Origin of the sequence: Bacillus paramobilis, assembly GCF_038096195.1 — a bacterium.
Taxonomy (GTDB): Bacteria; Bacillota; Bacilli; order Bacillales; family Bacillaceae_G; genus Bacillus_A; species Bacillus_A mobilis.
Genome location: NZ_CP151108.1, coordinates 4,097,959 through 4,115,515 on the forward strand (window position 1 = coordinate 4,097,959; position 17,557 = coordinate 4,115,515).

Below are 17,557 nucleotides of genomic sequence, written 5' to 3' on the forward strand. Positions count from 1 at the left end.
CATTAAAACTTTCACATACATAGTGTAACACGCTCGCTATCCTTCGTATAACTCTTTATATTTTTTCATATGTGCCAATTGTTTATTTAAACCGTATTCTAATGGGGTATTTCTTTTTATCAAAATAACCTCTATAGCTGAATCTCTTTCTCCCTCATTCTCTTTATTCACTTTATCCTCTGCACGTAAAAGGTTCATACCTTTTTTCCATAATGATTTTTTACCACTAAGTAAATTGTATATACCGAGATGCCCCTCGTTCATTCCATTTTCCCATAAGTATTCACATACATCTTCCACGTACAGTAGATCACTTCCGTTTTCCTCACTCGCATAATGGCACTCTTTCTCATCCAGTTCTGATAAAATGAGCTGATGATACATCATAAAAGATGGTTGCCAGGGTCCATATAATGTAGGAACTCGAAATACACTATATTGTACCTCTCCTTTTTTCAATCCTTCTTCCACTTTCGAAAATAAACGTTTATTTTCGGATTCATCTACGTTTCCTACTTCAATAGAAGAAATTAGATTTAACTTCACTTTATGTTCTGCACACAATCTTATAATCCGCTTTAAATACTGTAATATGACCCGTTCATTCCGAAAGCTACTTTGTTGATTTGGCTCATACAGGCAAAAGTAAACCGTATCGAACTTCTCTTCTTCTACTGATCTCCATCCATCTTCATCTCTTATCGAATAATACGTAAATAACGCATTTCGCCCAATTAACAATAACTTCTCTTCATTAATTTTTGTCATATTCTCGAATTCATCAAAATCAAGACCGTACACTTCTACTTCTTCTGCAATCATTTTATTCACAAGGTGATAACCTACAAACGTAAGTGCACCTATAATTAACACGCGCTCCATACCACCAACCCTTTCTCCTTGAAACAAATAGCTCCTCATTTATGTATATGGGAGCTTCACAATTCTTCTTCATATTTTTTAAAGAAATCAGTCGTTTGCCTAACCATTTTATATTTCACATCTTGCAGATGGAATAAGACAGAAGTATCGCATTGATTGAATTGCCTCATTTTCTCATATTTACGTAACAACTGTTTTCTTCCTCTTTTTTCTTGTGTTGATACGAAAACTTTAACAGGTACACAAGACGGAAGAAGCGTAAATGATTTCTTATTTATTTTGGACTCCAATTCTTCTTCTTTAGAATCATACGCCAAACTTAATTCCTTCACTAATCTTTTGTAAAAAAACTTATGCTCTTTCTCAAACTCCACATATTCTGGTAAATCTAAACACGGATTTAACATAATGACTGAGCGTATACATTCAGGGTATTTGTTCATCATTTCAAGTGCTACAAGTGCCCCCATACCATCTGCCATAATGTGCATTTTCGCATTTAATGTCTCTTTTCTCAAAACAACGTCATATAAGCGTTTTGCTAGACGAACAGATTGGTCGTTTCCCCAATGTCTTCCGTATAAATTAGAAGAAAAGACCGTGTAGCCTTCCTCAATAAGACCATGTAAAAAATAAGATCGACCTGCATGCTGTGTCCATAAACTTGTACCATTCTCAATAAAGTAGTTATAATCACCAAGAAGCATTACAGAAAATCCATTTGGCTTCTCCGGTAAATAAATGACACATGGTTCTTTTTCTAAATAAAAAAAACGTTCCGTAATACTCATTTTTCCCCCGCCTTATTTTCTAAACGTATAAAAGTACTCTTCTATAATGTATGAACGGAATGCAAATTTGCGTTGAAAAATCTACAAATATTTTTCTATATTCTTTTTTCAATTGTGTTACAATAAGGACAGATTGAACGAATAGAGGTGTAAAATATGCGTTTCATTTGGGCATTAATTTGGTCGTTCGCGCTTGTACATATGATGAGCTACGTAATCGGCTCTATGACTGGCGGTACATACGATTTTAACCAAGCGTCTATTTTCTCAGTTGTTCTTGCGGTATTAGTACTAGCAATTTCAGCTACAATTCCAAACGAGCCAGTAGAACAACACTAAAAAAAGAGTCCGGATTTTATCCGAACTCTTTTTTTATTTTACTTTACATGAACGACTAATTCATTATTTTCTACATCAACCACTACATGACTATTGTCAGTAATTGTTCCTGCAATTAATTCTCTCGCTAATTTCGTTTCCACTTGACGCTGTACATATCGTTTTAATGGACGAGCTCCGTACATCGGATCAAAGCCAGCTTCTACAACAAATTCTTTTGCTGCATTTGTTAATTCAACTGTAATATGACGGTCAGCTAAACGACCTTGTAATTCTTTTACAATTTTATCAACAATACCTTTAATTTCATTCGTTGTAAGAGGTTTGAATAAAATAATTTCATCGACACGGTTTAAGAACTCTGGTCGGAAATGTCCTCTTAATTGCCCCATTACAAGTTCTCTTGATTCTTCTTTAATGGAGCCATCTTCTTCTAATCCATCTAATAAATGAGCAGATCCAATATTTGAAGTCATAATAATAACCGTGTTTTTAAAGTCTACTGTTCTTCCTTGCGAATCTGTAATGCGTCCATCATCTAACATTTGTAATAAAATGTTGAATACTTCTGGATGTGCTTTTTCGATTTCGTCTAACAAAATAACTGAATACGGTTTACGTCTTACCGCTTCTGTTAATTGACCGCCCTCTTCATATCCTACATATCCAGGAGGCGCACCAATTAAGCGTGACACAGCGTGTTTCTCCATATACTCAGACATGTCGATACGAATCATTTGCTCTTCACTATCAAATAAAGACTGTGCTAACGTTTTTGCAAGTTCTGTTTTACCAACACCTGTCGGTCCTAAGAAGATGAAGGAACCAATTGGACGGTTCGGGTCTTTAATACCAGCGCGTGCACGAAGAACTGCGTCTGATACTAAACTTACCGCTTCCTCTTGTCCGATGACACGTTCTGATAAAATTTGCTCTAAACGTAGTAATTTCTCGCGTTCACCCTCGACGAGTTTTGCGACAGGAATACCAGTCCAGCGTGAAACAATATCAGCAATCTCTTCTTCACTTACTTCCTCACGTAACAAACGATTTTCTTGTTTATTATGTGCGCCCATTTCTTCTGCTTCTTTTAACTCTTTTTCAATTGCAGGAATTTTCCCATGGCGAAGTTCCGCTGCTTTATTTAAATCGTAATTACCTTCCGCTTCTTCTAATTCACGGCGCAGACGCTCTAAATGTTCACGTAAATCACGAACTTTGTGAATATCTTCTTTTTCTTTCTCCCATTTCGCTCTCATACCACTTGCAACTTCTTTTAAATCTGATAATTCACGTTGCAACGTTTTTAGACGTTCTTGGCTACCAAAGTCCTTCTCTTTTCCAAGAGCTGCTTCTTCAATTTCCAGCTGCATAATGCGGCGCGTTACTTCATCTAATTCTGTTGGCATAGAATCAATCTCTGTTCGAATCGTTGCACACGCTTCATCAACAAGATCAATTGCTTTATCTGGTAAGAAACGATCCGAAATATATCGATCTGATAAAACAGATGCTGCTACAATCGCACGGTCATGAATATTTACACCGTGATAAATTTCAAAGCGCTCTTTTAAACCACGTAAAATGGAAATTGTATCTTCAACAGTTGGTTCTTCTGCTAATACTTGTTGGAAACGTCTTTCTAGCGCTGGATCTTTCTCAATATATTTACGATATTCATCTAATGTTGTCGCCCCGATACAATGTAGTTCACCACGCGCAAGCATCGGTTTTAACATATTTCCTGCGTCCATCGCACCTTCTGTTTTACCAGCGCCGACGATTGTATGAAGTTCATCAATGAATAATAAAATGCGGCCTTCACTCTTTTTAATTTCATTTAATACAGCTTGCAGGCGCTCTTCAAACTCACCACGGAATTTCGCTCCAGCTACAAGCGCACTCATATCTAATGCAAAGATGGTTCTATCTTTTAACCCTTCTGGTACATCCTTTTTCACAATACGCTGCGCTAATCCTTCAACGATTGCTGTTTTACCAACACCTGGCTCACCAATTAAAACTGGGTTATTTTTCGTTTTACGTGAAAGAATGCGAATTACGCGGCGAATTTCACTATCGCGGCCGATAACAGGATCAATTTTCCCTGCTCTTACTTCCGCCACTAAATCACGTCCATATTTTTCTAACGCTTCATAAGTTGCTTCTGGATTTTGACTAGTCACTCTTTGATTCCCCCGAACTGTCATTAACGACTGTAATAAGTTATCTTTCGTAATATGAAATCTTGTAAGTAATTGATTTATATCGCCTTTTTCTTCTGAAAAAGCAAGCAATACATGTTCAACTGAAATGTAGTCATCTTGCAATTTCTCTGCTTCTTTTCCTGCTCTTACAAGTAGTTGTTGCAGAGCACCTGTTATATATAATTTGCCTGCTTCTGCACCACTTCCCGTTACAGAAGGCTTTTTCTTAATTAAACTTTCAGCACCTTGTTTTAACGCTTCTATATCGACATTCATTTTTTGAAAAATACGCACTGCTAACCCATCTTGCTCTTCTAATAATGTAAACAAGAGATGAGCAGTATCTACTTCTTGATGATGATGAGATACCGCTAAAGATTGGGCACTCATAATCGCCTCTTGTGTTTTTGTTGTCATTTGATTTAAGTCCATCTTTACAGTCCTCCAAATGTTTGACTTTCTTTGACCTTTGATTTGATTATACGCCAACTGACTTTTTTATACAATAATTTTGCTTATGTATTTTCAAACTTATTATTGGAAAAAGAAAAAGGGAACATTCATCATACAATTGAAAAATATACGGTAAATGAAATTATAATGTGTAACGACAAAAAAGCCGCAATAATGATTGCGGCTTCTGTTACGGTTTTCTTTTATATGTCCACTGACGGTTATGATTCGTGTTATCCGGAAACTTTTCACCGGCAGTTAATTTCACCATTTGCGGATCTTTTACCATACTTCCTGTTTCACCAATTTCTACGTAAATGCCATCATTTGGCGCTTTTTGTCCAGAACGAAACCTGCGATTTTGTCCCATTTCCATTCTCCTTCCATGACGTCTTTGCCTCATTAGTATAACCATTTTAATAGAAAGCTTTTCTGTCATGTTTAGGAAACAAGTACTACATTTCGTTCTTGTACATATACATGAATGACACAAGCTTAGGAAGGGATTTCTTTCCTATTTGTAGAAAAAAAAGAAACCAACCTACTATAGGCCAGTTTCAAAGGAGAGTCAAACATATACGAGAAGATTACATGTTCATTATAAACTTCCTCACACGAGCAATGTAACCCTTTTCACAATTTGTACATAATGAAAGAAACATTGTTTGAACTTTCTAAAAAGACGTTGACTTTTCTTAATTTCCAGCGAGAAATAGTAGACACCGTAGCGCTTTGCGACGTAAGATGGATATATAGTGAAGTTTCCATCTTTGGTGGTCTCACCCAGCTTAACCTCTTATTTCTGCATATTAAAAACGGAAATACAGATAGAAACAAAAAAATTATTATAAGAGGTGAAATTATGAATAAACAGCATTTAATCGCATTAGACTTAGACGGTACTTTATTGACAGACAACAAAATAATTTCCACTCGAACAAAACATACAATTGCAAAAGCAAAGGAACAAGGACATATTGTCGTTATTTCAACAGGGCGTCCATTCCGTGCTAGTTTTGATTACTATAAAGAACTTAGTCTGAATACACCGATCGTAAACTTTAACGGCGCTTACGTACATCATCCTCTTGATTCAAAGTGGGGAACACATCACTCTCCTCTTGAGCTAGCAACAGCACAAGAAATTGTCCGAGCTTGCTTTGATTTTGGCGTAAAAAATATATACGCTGAAGTAATGGACGATGTGTATGTTCGTGAAATTGATGAAGATAAAAAACATATTTTCGAATTCGGTTCTCCAAAGATTTTTACAGGAGACTTATTAAATACTTTAAACGATCATCCAACTTGCTTATTAATTGACGCACATGACGAGCATTCCAGTGCAATTCGTCAACATTTAACTGATATGCATGCTGAAGTAATCGACCATAGAAAATGGGGCGCACCTTGGCCGATTATTGAAATTGTAAAAAGCGGGTTAAATAAAGCTGTCGGATTACAAAAAATTTCTAGTCATTATAACATTCCACAAGAGCGAATTATCGCTTTCGGTGATGAAGATAACGACTTTGAAATGATTGAATTTGCTGGTCACGGCATCGCAATGGGAAATGCTATTCCTGAATTAAAATCACTCGCAAACCACACGACGTTAACGAATGAAGAAGATGGTATTGCACTATATTTAGAAGAGGTTCTTGGGTTGTAATCTAAAAATTCCCTGCTTATAGTTTCTCGCCAAACGCTCATACTATAATTAGACGCCGGATTATCGCGTCGAGTGTTTTCAGCTAAATAAAGGGGGTTTTTCGAATGGGTAAAAAGAACAAATCAAAACGTTTTATCCAACAAGGAGCCGATGCTGTAATGAAGCATGATGCAAGATTCCCGTACCGTGGTACATTAGCTGAGGCAGAAAAAGCGAGAAGTAACTCTTCTTTTGGAGGGGTTTAAATGGGGAACTTACTATTCCAACAAGCTAGAGATGCCGTTGCAAATGCCGTAACTTGTTCAAGCGGTGCTGAGCAACAAGATCTCGTATATAGAGCAAAAAACGCTTTGCACTCTGCTTATGCAAACTCTTCAACAGCTGAAAAAGTTCAGCTACGTGAAATGCAGGAGCAATTGCAAAACATTACGAATTTGCATTAAAAAAGAGGACCAGCTTTGGTCCTCTTTAATCTTTTCGAAACAATCCAAACACCCCGACCGTTTGCAGTACGTTTGTAAATGCACTTGGGTCCACTTGTTTAATAACCCTCTCTAATTCATACAGTTCATAACGAGTAATAACAATCATTAACATTTCTTTATTTTCATTTGTATAAGCACCTGTTGCTGGGATAGTTGTAATCCCTCTCACTAAACGGGAATGAATCGCCTTTCGTACATCTGCCCCATTCTTCGTAACGATTAATGCTGTAATCTTCACATGCCGCGTATGAATCGCATCGATAATTCGCGTCGAGACATACAAAGTCACCAAAGTATATAATGCTTTTTCCCAGCCATACACATAGCCAGCGGCGATAATAATCAGTGCATTAAAAAAGAAAAAATATGTACCAACGGGCTTGTCTTTTATTTTAGATAAAATCATGGCGATAATATCTAAACCACCTGTAGAAGCCCCCCACTTCAACGCCATCCCTACCCCGATTGCTGAAATAATCCCGCCAAAAATCGCATTCAATATGATGTCGTTTGAAACCGCTCTAACTGGGATAATTTCTAAAAACAAAGTCATAAATATAACGCAAAGAAAACTAAAGAAAGTAAAGGCCTTTCCAACCTTCTTCCACGCTAAAATAACGACGGGAATATTAAACAAACTAAACAATACCCCCGTTGATATGTGAATAGATAAAAAGTCACCTAATATTTGCGATAACAATTGAGACAACCCAGCAAATCCACTCGCGTACACTTTCGCCGGCGTCAAAAATAAATTCATTCCAATCGCATTTAACAAACCTGCGACGATTACAACGATTAACTTCTTTATAAGTTCGGTATAATTCAACTTCAAATCCATTTCTAATCCACCCTTATTATTCATGAATGCACTGCTATACATAGTCTTTACGAAAAAGGAAATGATAAACGTACAACGTTTAGAAATGGAGTTGATACATATGCCACATACGAGCGATAACGACAAAAAAGCACGCGATAATAATGCAAAGCGTACGCAAAAAAATGAGCAAGAACAAAAAAATATTCAGCAAGGTAAGCGTGCCTATTCTAAAAAGACCGATCACCTTTGATTCCATCGTACATCAACAGTATTGTTGATGTACTTTTTTTTACATTTTACAGGAAAAAAACATTGAAAATTCACTTCATGTTCACTTCTATATTCTACAATAGCGATAACATATTCGGATGAGGTGTTGGCATGAGAGGGAAACACATTTTCATTATTACTGCACTAATAAGTATATTAATGCTAGCTGCTTGTGGACAAAAAAACAGCTCAGCTACAGTCGCTACGGCAACAGACTCAACCATTACGAAGAGCGACTTCGAAAAGCAGTTGAAAGATCGTTATGGAAAAGACATGTTATACGAAATGATGGCACAAGACGTTATCACGAAAAAATATAAAGTATCTGACGATGATGTAAATAAAGAAGTACAAAAAGCGAAAAAGCAATATGGCGATCAATTCACAACTGTACTAGAAAACAATCGTTTAAAAGATGAAGCTGATTTCAAAAATCAAATCAAGTTCAAACTTTCTATGAATGAAGCGATTAAGAAAAGTGTTACAGAAAAAGACGTGAAAGATCACTATAAGCCAGAAATTAAAGCGAGTCACATTTTAGTAAGTGACGAAAATGAAGCGAAAGAAATAAAGAAAAAATTAGATGCTGGTGCTTCATTTGAAGAACTAGCAAAACAAGAATCGCAAGATCTACTATCAAAAGATAAAGGCGGAGACCTTGGATACTTCAATTCCGGTACAATGGCTCCTGAATTCGAAACCGCTGCCTATAAACTAAAAATCGACCAAATTAGTGAACCCGTCAAATCACCAAATGGCTATCACATTATTAAGCTAACTGGTAAAAAAGATTTACAACCTTACGATGAAGTAAAAGACTCCATCCGCAAAAACTTAGAAGCAGAACGTATTGCTGATCCTACATTCAGTCATAAATTACTACAAAAAGAATTAAAAAAGGCAAATATTAAAATAAACGATAGTGACTTGGAAGATACGTTTACTCTTGCGCATGAGCAAGGAAATTAAAAAAGCACCGCCTTATTTTTTATAACAAAATAAGGCGGTGCTTTTTATTTCATTTACTTCTTAAAATACGTCCAACCTTCTTCTTGATAAATCTTTTCTTCTTTCATCAACTTACCAAGCGCGCGCTTAAATGCAGCTTTACTCATGTTGAAGCGTTCTTTAATGTCTTCTGGGTGGCTCTTATCCCAAAACGGCATTGCTCCGCCTCGTTCTTCCATATATGCATAAATTACAGCCGCATCGTCTTCCATTCCTTCTTCTTTACGAGGAAGAAGTGAAATGTTAATTGTACCATCATCTTTTACGTCAATAATACGGCCCGTTACACGTTCACCGATACGTACTTGTTCTTTTCTTTCAGTATGGTGTAAGAAAGCACGGAAATGCTCATCAGTTAGTATGAATGAACCAACTTGAAGTGAACGATACACACGTCCATTTACGTTTTTATTACGCATAGATGGCGTCGCATCTACGATAATTTCTTGCATATCACTATCTCTTGCCGGAAGAGCAATAAGTCGATCACGATTCGTTAATTTTAACGTACAATATAATTCGTCTCCAACCTCTGGCCATACTGGCATGTAAATCGGGAACTCATCAGCTGGGATTAGTATATCTTTTGATACACCAATATCAACAAACACACCTAAACTAGGGATAACTTCTACAACTTTTACCCAGTTCCAATCAAAAGTTGTAATAAGTGGCTCCTTCATTGTTGCTGAAACACGATTTTGATGATCAAGGTATAAGAATACATCAATCTTATCGCCTTCTTCAATTTCTCCAACTAATTCGTTTTTATGTAGGAAAATTTCTTCTTCTTCATTCCCAACCATATATCCGATTTCCGTTTCGCGTAAAACAGTTACCTGTTCAATCGCTCCTAATTGTAAATACATATTTTTTAATTCCCTTCTCTATATAAAGTGAAACTTTAATCAGTGGGGGTTTTGTTCCTTCCCACTGATTATCAACCCTCACCAATCGGGCGTTTACGGCAGTGGATCTCCCACTTAACTTCTTTGCTCTAACTGAATGCCCGTTAATGCGGGATAAAATTATCTTTTTTATCATTCCAAACAAAAGTTAATTATAACACGATTTCCCCTTTATTTGTCCAACTGCCCAAAATTCACTATAATAAAATGAGGTTACATGATTATAAGTATGAAAACACTTAAGTCTAAGCTCGTTTTCAGCTATACTTTAGTATGTACAGTACATAAAAAGATTAGAAATTTATTTGGAGGTGCTAACTATGGCAAAAGATAGTTCTTTTGACATCGTTTCGAAAGTAGAATTACCTGAAGTAACAAACGCAATTAACATCGCATTAAAGGAAATCCAAAACCGATATGACTTTAAAGGAAGTAAAAGTGATATTAAATTAGAAAAAGAAGTACTAGTTTTAACTTCTGACGATGAGTTCAAATTAGACCAAGTAAAAGACGTTCTAATTTCTAAACTTGTAAAACGTAACGTTCCAATTAAAAACTTGGATTACGGAAAAGTTGAAGCTGCGACTGGTAACACTGTTCGCCAACGCGCAACACTTCAACAAGGTATCGATAAAGATAACGCGAAAAAAATTAACAACATCATCAAAGAAATGAAATTAAAAGTAAAAACACAAGTACAAGATGACCAAGTACGTGTTACAGCGAAAAGCCGTGATGACTTACAAGCAGTCATCGCAGCAGTTCGCAGTGCTGACTTACCGATTGACGTACAATTTATTAACTATCGCTAAAAAGAAAACTCCTCTTAATTAGAGGAGTTTTCTTTTTAGCGATAGGGCAAGTTCTAAGCTTACAGGTAATCGGATAGTTAAAATAGGGATTGGATTATTGTAGATTTTCTTTTACACATTAGATATAGTAGTGAAATTATTTTTATAAATAAATTAAGCAAATCCTTTTTGAAAATCGGCGCAAAAACCTCCCTCCCCACTCAAATGTAACAATTTATGAGTATAAGAATATTTCCCACCCTTACATGTAATGTAAAATTAATAAGGAATTTATTTTATAAAAAAATGTTAATTAAAAAAGAGTTAGAAGTGGTAATTTGAAGAAATTAATATTATGTTTGTTATTAACTACATTCTGTCTAAATATTGCAGGATGTTCTAATCATATAACTACACCCGGGGATACACCTAAAACTCCAACACCTAAGAAGTGTAAATCCATCAACAAAGCTTGGTACAAGAAACATATGGAATGTAATAATTGATGATATAAGTCATAAAAAAAGACACCATAAGGTACCTTTTTTTATAGAAAATAATAAGAGATTCATCAGAAATTATGCGTGATTTTTTTATTTTGTTTTTCAAAATAATTTTCTTTAACTATTTTTATCAGATTTTCTTTTTCTGTTAGTTCAAATATAAATAATGCTTTTTTCATGTTATCAGCTACATCTTCTTCATCATATTGTTCCAGCCTTAGCAAGTTCCACCCTTTTCCATAGTATAATTCACCTAATAAATATAAAGTGTTTAGATTAATAGCTAATTTGATACCCATATCATTGTATTTTATTGCCTCTTCATGTTGGTTTGCATGACCTAAAATTTTTGCTAAATTAAAAATGATTTTTAATTTAATCTCTTTATCTCTAGGAAAATCTAACTTATTAAAATTCGTTAAACATCTTCTTAATATAGTAATACTCTTTTCATATTCTTTATTTGCCCCATGAAATATAGCCATCGACTGCATAATATCTATTTCTCTTTCTGATAAAAAATCAACATTCGTTACAGTTAGTTTTAGTGCACTATTTAAAAGATTTAAAGCAGTTTTTATTGATTTATTCACATGAAATATAGCAATAGCTTCATGCCATATTAGAAATTGTTTATCCTCTTTTAACTTGAAATTATTTTCGTTTTTCTCTTGTTTCACTATTTCGTAAAGTTCATTATATTGTTTTTGTTTTGTACAATCTCTCATTACATATTTTACATTTTCTACATATTTTAGTTTTTTGTTTTGAGTTAGTGCGAAAATATGATTTGGATCAATACCAAGTCTTTCAGATAACTGATATAACAATATACTAGATGGATAAATCATACCTTTTTCTATTTTGCTAATTTGACTTTGTGAACATATTTCATGACACAATTCAGATTGTGATATATTCTTTTTCATTCTAAGTTCTTTAATGGTAATACCCAAATCGTAAAATTCCATTTTTCCTCCTCAAATATAGCCCTCAATGAGTATAAGAATATTTTTCACCCTTTAATGTAATGTAAAATCAGTATAGTTGCAATTATTGTTTCTTCTAAAGGTCATTTCACTTCTTTTCTCAGCTGTATTTCGAAGCGATAGTCTCACTGTCTCACTCCACACAAATAGTAGAATCAAATGAAAATGATCTAGCGGAACTAATCCTTCTATAGAGACTAATACATATCCATCATATAGATTTTTTATCGATTCCCATACAAAAACAGGCTAGGGAGAAAATTCTTCTCCTTAGCCTGTCTACCTCTAGCTTTCGCACTAATTACGAACAACACCATATCGCTTTATTAAATGATTTTTCCGGAATATATACTTTATCATTTTTGATTTTGTATTTTATATCGTTTCTCTTCAGAACTGCCGTATCAACAGAATGAACACTATCGCCCCACTGAACAAATTCCCCATCATCACGGTTGTCCCAAAAATAAAAACTTACGAATACGATAAAAACACATAAGCATAGAGCGAACCACTTCTTTTCCCGCAAATATCTCACCTCAACTTGAACTGTAAACAAACAACTAAAAGAAAGAGTTATTCATTTCCGTTTCCTGTTAACCGCAATTAAAAACGCAATAAACAATACATTCACACCGACTATTAAGGAGATAAATAACCAATTCACACCTGTTTCTCCGCTAACTTTATACACATTTGATTCTTCACGCTTTAAAACGAGATAAAACTTTCCGTTTTCTTCTCTTATAATTTCATCTTCTAACAATCCTCGTAACTCTTGTTTTTCACCAATCGCACTTACTGGTAAAGCAACTTTTTGCGTTTCTTTCGTATTATTAATCGTTACTAATGTGACTTCATCTTTATACTTTCGTTTTAGTATACTCATTCCATTTTTATCATACAAAAGTTCAAACGTACCGCGTCGTAAAGATGGTCTCGTTTGTCTAAGCTCACCGAGTTTCGTTATGTGCTGCATAAATTTTTCATCTGATTTAAAATCCATTAATCGTCTATTATCTGGCGTATCCCCTCCATCTAATGCAATTTCAGTCCCGTAATAAAAATTTGGAATACCTGGTGTTGTTAATAAATATGTAAGGGCTAGTTTCAAGCGAGATGGCGGATAGTTCATATTCTCTTTTGCAATACGAGCAAATCTTTTCGTATCTTGATTATCTAAAAATGTAACGGATTCTCCGTCTTTTTTACTCACATCATATAAAGGTTTCACCGATACGTCCGCTTTTGAAAACGATTCTACTATTTTTTCATTGTATTCACTATCTTCCTTTGTCATAATACGAAAGTCTTTCTTTATCACTTGCATATCTTTTTGCACGTCATCCCAGAAAGAACGCGACATTTTTTCACTATGCATCACATAACTTCCATCCAAATCAACTTCTTTGATCCACCATTTCATCGCTTCGATGACTTGCTGTTCGTTTTCTCCAAGCGGAAATTGAAGTACAACTTTCATTCCTTTTGCGTGCGCTTCTTGTACAAGTTCTTTCACATCATTTTCTGTTCCGAAATGTTCATTTACTTTTTGAAAATTACGCACGTCTAACCCATCGTACTTTCCACTTTCAAAAAGTGGAGAAAGCATAACAGTCGTAAAACTCATTTCTTTTATGTAATCCAGCCTTTTTATAATCCCTCTTATATCTCCACCCTGATATCCTTCCAAATTACCAACTTCTAACTGTTTGTCATTTTTCGGTTCTCCATTATTGAAGCGATCAATCATAATGGAATATATAACTTCGTCTCGCCATTCTCTTTTTTCATCCGCAAACGTATATATTGGTACAAACAAAACGACAGCTAAACAAAAACAAATGAATAGTTTCCTAGTCCGTATTTTTCCCACATGCATCCCCCATGTCTTTTAATTGTAAGAATATTATACCAATTATCAGAACAAATCGCATACGTTGATTTCTTTCTCCCCAAAATCCTTTATGTTAGATTTTCTAACATGAATTAAAAAGTTTTCTGAATTTTTAGTTGATTTTTCATTTTATTTCGAATATGATATGAAACATAACAATTTGATGTTATTTTTTCTAACATTATAGGAGGAGAGACAATGAATACAGGAGATACGGTTTTTATGTTTGTAACGACAGTAATGGTCATGTTAATGACACCAGGATTGGCACTTTTTTATGGGGGCATGGTTCGCAGTAAAAACGTACTCAGTACGACAATGCATAGTTATAGCGCAATGGCTATCGTTTCGATTCAGTGGATTGTGATCGGCTATTCTTTATCATTCGGACCAGACTGGCACGGACTTATCGGTACACTAGATTGGTTCGGTTTAAACGGCGTTACCTACGCACCAAATCCAGACTACTCATCTACTATTCCTCACAATTTATTTATGATGTTCCAACTCATGTTCGCCATTTTAACTCCCGCTTTAATTTCAGGTGCATTCGCCGAAAGAATGCGATTTTCTGCTTTCCTTATTTTCATCCTTCTATGGACAACAATCGTTTACAATCCTGTCGCTCATTGGGTATGGGGCGTCGGCGGATGGCTAAGAGAACTCGGCGCGTTAGACTTCGCTGGTGGTAATGTCGTTCATATTACATCTGGCGTGGCCGGCCTTGTATTAGCTATTTTTCTCGGAAAACGAAAAAACATAAACGGTACTTCTCCTCACCATTTACCATTCACAATGTTAGGCGCGGGTCTACTATGGTTCGGCTGGTTCGGTTTTAACGTCGGAAGTACATTATCTTTAAATGACATAGCTTTAACCGCATTTATTAATACAAATATAGCTGCAGCTGCATCCGCATTAACTTGGATGCTTTCAGAATGGTTCTTCCAATCAAAACCGACTGCGATGGGAGCTGCTTGTGGAGTTGTTTCCGGCCTAGTCGCTATTACACCAGCTTGCGGATTCGTTACACCTTTCTCCGCTCTTCTTATCGGAGCAATTGGCGGCGTATTATGCTTCGGAGCAGTCTTCTTCTTAAAAACGAAATTCGGATATGATGATACACTTGATGCATTCGGATGCCACGGTATCGGCGGCACTTGGGGTGGTATTGCGACAGGACTATTTGCAACTACTACGGTAAATACCGATGGCGCTAATGGAGTATTTTACGGAAACGCCGCTTTACTGCTTAAACAACTTGTAGCAATCGGAGCAACATACGCATTCACAATTATAATGACATATGCCATTATTAAAGCCATTAACTTCTTCCTCCCTGTTCGGGTAGATGAGCACGAAGAACATATGGGACTTGATATTTCGATGCATGGGGAGAAAGCTTATGAGTATACAGAGCGAGTAAACTAAAAAAGAGATGCAATCTATTCGTAGTAGATTGCATCTCTTTTATTGTGCTCGTCGGTGGTATACCCCACCTAGTATTCTAGTGAATATATCGGCGATTCTCCAGATATATCGTTTTATCAATAATTCCAAACATAACGAACCCGAAGAATACCCCGGTATGACTTACGAATCACCATACTTACTTTTATTCAAACTTAATATAATAAGAAACGCAATCGCTATTACAGCTAAAAAACGAACCGGATTAAACGGTGTTCCTACCGTTTCATTAAAACGATGATAAATAAAGGGAATCATCTCAAGTACCATTAGCCCCATCGCTATTTTAAATGTCTCAGCCATCGCTTTATTTTTTATAAATGTAGCACGCTCATCACCTTGTTTTCCAATTGCTATAAACATTTTTATAATAGCAAACACTACAAATAAAAAGACACTTAACGCAATAATGAAAATCAAAACATCCATCAAAACACACCTCTTTTATGTAAAACTTATTTGACAAGAGTATAGCATCTTTCACCTCGTATGTAAAACATCTTTTACATATAAAAAAGACGACCGTTTAACAGTCGTCTTTTCCTATTTATTTCGGAGCATTCCCTACATATTGCGTAATATCAACATTTAAAGACTGCGCTAAACGCATTCCGTACTCTTGATCTGCACGGAAGAAGTTACAAACAGCTAGTAATTTCGTGCGCTCATTTACGTCTTTTAAGTCATTTGTTAAGTTTGCAATTAAGTTGGCTTGCTCTTCTTTAGAGAATGAACGGTAACGCTCACCTGCTTGTTTGAAGTCGTTTGGTTTGTCAATTTTTTCACGAGATACATAGCCTTCTACTTTCATAGTTGAATCGCGGTAAGCTTTGTCTTCAACTGGATTTTCAGCATGACGGCTCGGTTCGTAGTTGATTGTAGATGGGTTTTGATTGATTTGCATCGCACCATCACGTTGTTGGTTATGAACAGCTGCGTACGGGCAGTTTACAGGAATTTGTAAGTAGTTCGCACCAAGACGGTAACGCTGTGTATCTGGATAAGAGAATAAACGACCTTGTAATAATTTATCTTCAGATGGTTCAATACCATTTACAGTTGCACTTGGAGAGAACGCCACTTGCTCTACTTCTGCGAAGAAGTTTTTCGGGTTACGATTTAACGTCATCGTCCCTACTTCAATTAATGGGAAGCGATCTTCCGGCCATACTTTCGTCGGATCTAGTGGATCAAAGTCTAAAGAATCCGTTTCATCTAGTTGCATCACTTGTACGTGTAAATCCCACTTCGGATAATTTCCTTTTTCGATTGCATCGAACAAGTCACGAGTTGCATGATTGAAGTCTTTTCCTTGTACTTCTTGCACTTCTTTTGCGCTTAAGTTACGTACACTTTGCTGTGGTTTCCAGTGATATTTAATGTAGACGATTTTACCTTCTGCATTAATCCATTTAAATGAATGGACACCGAAACCTTCCATTTCGCGATAGCTTGCTGGTGTACCGTAATCAGAGAACACCCATGTCATCATATGTGTAGATTCTGGACTTAACGTCATGAAATCCCAGTAACGATCTGGCGTTTGAATATTTGTATCAGGTGCTGGTTTTAAAGAATGCACCATATCAGGGAATTTAATTGCATCACGAATGAAGAAGACCGGTAAATGGTTACCTACGATATCGTAATTTCCTTCTTCTGTATAAAATTTAACAGCGAACCCGCGTGGGTCACGAGCTGTTTCTGGAGAACCTTGGCCATGAATAACCGTTGAGAAACGAACAAATACAGGCGTTTCAGTTCCTTCATTTTGTAAAAATGCTGCTTTCGTATATTGCTTCATGCTGTTTTTCGTTACGAATACACCGTGAGCACCTGCACCACGTGCATGCACAACACGCTCTGGAATACGTTCACGATCAAAGTGCGCAAGTTTTTCTACTAAATGATAGTCTTCTAATAATACCGGTCCACGGCGACCAGCTGTACGAGAATTTTGGTTGTCTCCAACTGGAGCACCTTGGTTTGTTGTTAAGCGATTATTTGGATTCATCTAGAGGGATCCTCCTCTTTCTTTTGTAGTAATTATTATTTATTTAAAATTATTA

General features: G+C 35.9%; 19 protein-coding genes. 8 read left to right on the plus strand and 11 right to left on the minus strand.

Going from position 1 to position 17,557, the window contains the following annotated elements; all coding sequences use genetic code 11:
• Window positions 1–36 precede the first annotated feature (36 nt).
• Complete coding sequence (locus AABL52_RS20980) at window positions 37–909, minus strand: NAD-dependent epimerase/dehydratase family protein (RefSeq protein ID WP_144564422.1); 873 nt, start codon at window positions 907–909, stop codon at window positions 37–39.
• A gap of 29 nt (window positions 910–938) precedes the next feature.
• Window positions 939–1,673: a hydrolase gene (locus tag AABL52_RS20985; protein WP_048545174.1), complete on the minus strand. Its 735-nt coding sequence runs from the start codon at window positions 1,671–1,673 to the stop codon at window positions 939–941.
• A 156-nt stretch (window positions 1,674–1,829) separates the two neighbouring features.
• Between AABL52_RS20985 and AABL52_RS20990 the strand changes: the two genes are divergently transcribed.
• Window positions 1,830–2,012, plus strand: coding sequence for a YjzD family protein (locus AABL52_RS20990; protein ID WP_001211113.1), 183 nt, complete (start codon window positions 1,830–1,832; stop codon window positions 2,010–2,012).
• Window positions 2,013–2,050: 38 nt separating this feature from the next.
• Here the strand turns inward: AABL52_RS20990 and clpB are convergent, their stop codons facing one another.
• Both clpB and AABL52_RS21000 read right to left on the minus strand, forming a co-directional pair.
• Complete coding sequence (gene clpB / locus AABL52_RS20995) at window positions 2,051–4,651, minus strand: ATP-dependent chaperone ClpB (RefSeq protein WP_097845336.1); 2,601 nt, start codon at window positions 4,649–4,651, stop codon at window positions 2,051–2,053.
• Between the two features lie 211 nt (window positions 4,652–4,862).
• Complete coding sequence (locus AABL52_RS21000; protein ID WP_000531421.1) at window positions 4,863–5,042, minus strand: YjzC family protein; 180 nt, start codon at window positions 5,040–5,042, stop codon at window positions 4,863–4,865.
• A 492-nt stretch (window positions 5,043–5,534) separates the two neighbouring features.
• Between AABL52_RS21000 and AABL52_RS21005 the strand changes: the two genes are divergently transcribed.
• The 3 genes from AABL52_RS21005 to AABL52_RS21015 all read left to right on the plus strand — a co-directional run bounded on the left by AABL52_RS21005 (window position 5,535) and on the right by AABL52_RS21015 (window position 6,787).
• Window positions 5,535–6,344, plus strand: a complete 810-nt coding sequence (locus tag AABL52_RS21005; protein ID WP_001041228.1) for a Cof-type HAD-IIB family hydrolase — start codon at window positions 5,535–5,537, stop codon at window positions 6,342–6,344.
• 104 nt (window positions 6,345–6,448) lie between these two features.
• The gene (locus tag AABL52_RS21010) at window positions 6,449–6,589 is read left to right on the plus strand and encodes a hypothetical protein (protein WP_000516816.1); all 141 of its coding nucleotides are present in this window, start codon (window positions 6,449–6,451) and stop codon (window positions 6,587–6,589) included.
• Window positions 6,590–6,787, plus strand: a complete 198-nt coding sequence (locus AABL52_RS21015; protein ID WP_000527404.1) for a DUF3813 domain-containing protein — start codon at window positions 6,590–6,592, stop codon at window positions 6,785–6,787.
• Between the two features lie 25 nt (window positions 6,788–6,812).
• Here AABL52_RS21015 and AABL52_RS21020 read toward each other — a convergent pair whose 3' ends face one another.
• Window positions 6,813–7,670, minus strand: coding sequence for a YitT family protein (locus AABL52_RS21020; RefSeq protein WP_270342851.1), 858 nt, complete (start codon window positions 7,668–7,670; stop codon window positions 6,813–6,815).
• A 100-nt stretch (window positions 7,671–7,770) separates the two neighbouring features.
• Between AABL52_RS21020 and AABL52_RS21025 the strand changes: the two genes are divergently transcribed.
• On the plus strand, window positions 7,771–7,902 hold the full coding sequence (locus tag AABL52_RS21025) for a DUF3941 domain-containing protein (RefSeq protein WP_001120851.1): 132 nt from the start codon (window positions 7,771–7,773) through the stop codon (window positions 7,900–7,902).
• A gap of 131 nt (window positions 7,903–8,033) precedes the next feature.
• Window positions 8,034–8,891, plus strand: a complete 858-nt coding sequence (prsA, locus tag AABL52_RS21030) for a peptidylprolyl isomerase PrsA (protein WP_341518326.1) — start codon at window positions 8,034–8,036, stop codon at window positions 8,889–8,891.
• Between the two features lie 53 nt (window positions 8,892–8,944).
• Here the strand turns inward: prsA and AABL52_RS21035 are convergent, their stop codons facing one another.
• On the minus strand, window positions 8,945–9,799 hold the full coding sequence (locus AABL52_RS21035; RefSeq protein WP_000281274.1) for a CvfB family protein: 855 nt from the start codon (window positions 9,797–9,799) through the stop codon (window positions 8,945–8,947).
• A gap of 359 nt (window positions 9,800–10,158) precedes the next feature.
• Here AABL52_RS21035 and AABL52_RS21040 point away from each other — a divergent pair, with 359 nt between their 5' ends.
• The gene (locus tag AABL52_RS21040; protein WP_001040146.1) at window positions 10,159–10,650 is read left to right on the plus strand and encodes a YajQ family cyclic di-GMP-binding protein; all 492 of its coding nucleotides are present in this window, start codon (window positions 10,159–10,161) and stop codon (window positions 10,648–10,650) included.
• A gap of 550 nt (window positions 10,651–11,200) precedes the next feature.
• Here the strand turns inward: AABL52_RS21040 and AABL52_RS21045 are convergent.
• The 3 genes from AABL52_RS21045 to AABL52_RS21055 form a co-directional block, all read right to left on the minus strand.
• The gene (locus AABL52_RS21045) at window positions 11,201–12,103 is read right to left on the minus strand and encodes a helix-turn-helix domain-containing protein (protein WP_341518327.1); all 903 of its coding nucleotides are present in this window, start codon (window positions 12,101–12,103) and stop codon (window positions 11,201–11,203) included.
• A 319-nt stretch (window positions 12,104–12,422) separates the two neighbouring features.
• Window positions 12,423–12,650, minus strand: coding sequence for a hypothetical protein (locus AABL52_RS21050; RefSeq protein ID WP_341518328.1), 228 nt, complete (start codon window positions 12,648–12,650; stop codon window positions 12,423–12,425).
• A 51-nt stretch (window positions 12,651–12,701) separates the two neighbouring features.
• Window positions 12,702–14,003: an alpha-amylase family glycosyl hydrolase gene (locus AABL52_RS21055; RefSeq protein ID WP_341518329.1), complete on the minus strand. Its 1,302-nt coding sequence runs from the start codon at window positions 14,001–14,003 to the stop codon at window positions 12,702–12,704.
• A 213-nt stretch (window positions 14,004–14,216) separates the two neighbouring features.
• Between AABL52_RS21055 and AABL52_RS21060 the strand changes: the two genes are divergently transcribed.
• Entirely contained in the window at window positions 14,217–15,449 is a 1,233-nt protein-coding gene (locus AABL52_RS21060; protein WP_341518330.1) for an ammonium transporter, read from the plus strand.
• Window positions 15,450–15,611: 162 nt separating this feature from the next.
• Here AABL52_RS21060 and AABL52_RS21065 read toward each other — a convergent pair whose 3' ends face one another.
• The gene (locus AABL52_RS21065) at window positions 15,612–15,917 is read right to left on the minus strand and encodes a hypothetical protein (protein WP_000382767.1); all 306 of its coding nucleotides are present in this window, start codon (window positions 15,915–15,917) and stop codon (window positions 15,612–15,614) included.
• A 118-nt stretch (window positions 15,918–16,035) separates the two neighbouring features.
• A complete protein-coding gene (gene katB / locus AABL52_RS21070) occupies window positions 16,036–17,502 on the minus strand; it encodes a catalase KatB (RefSeq protein ID WP_001069175.1) in 1,467 nt (488 codons plus the stop codon).
• Window positions 17,503–17,557 lie beyond the last annotated feature (55 nt).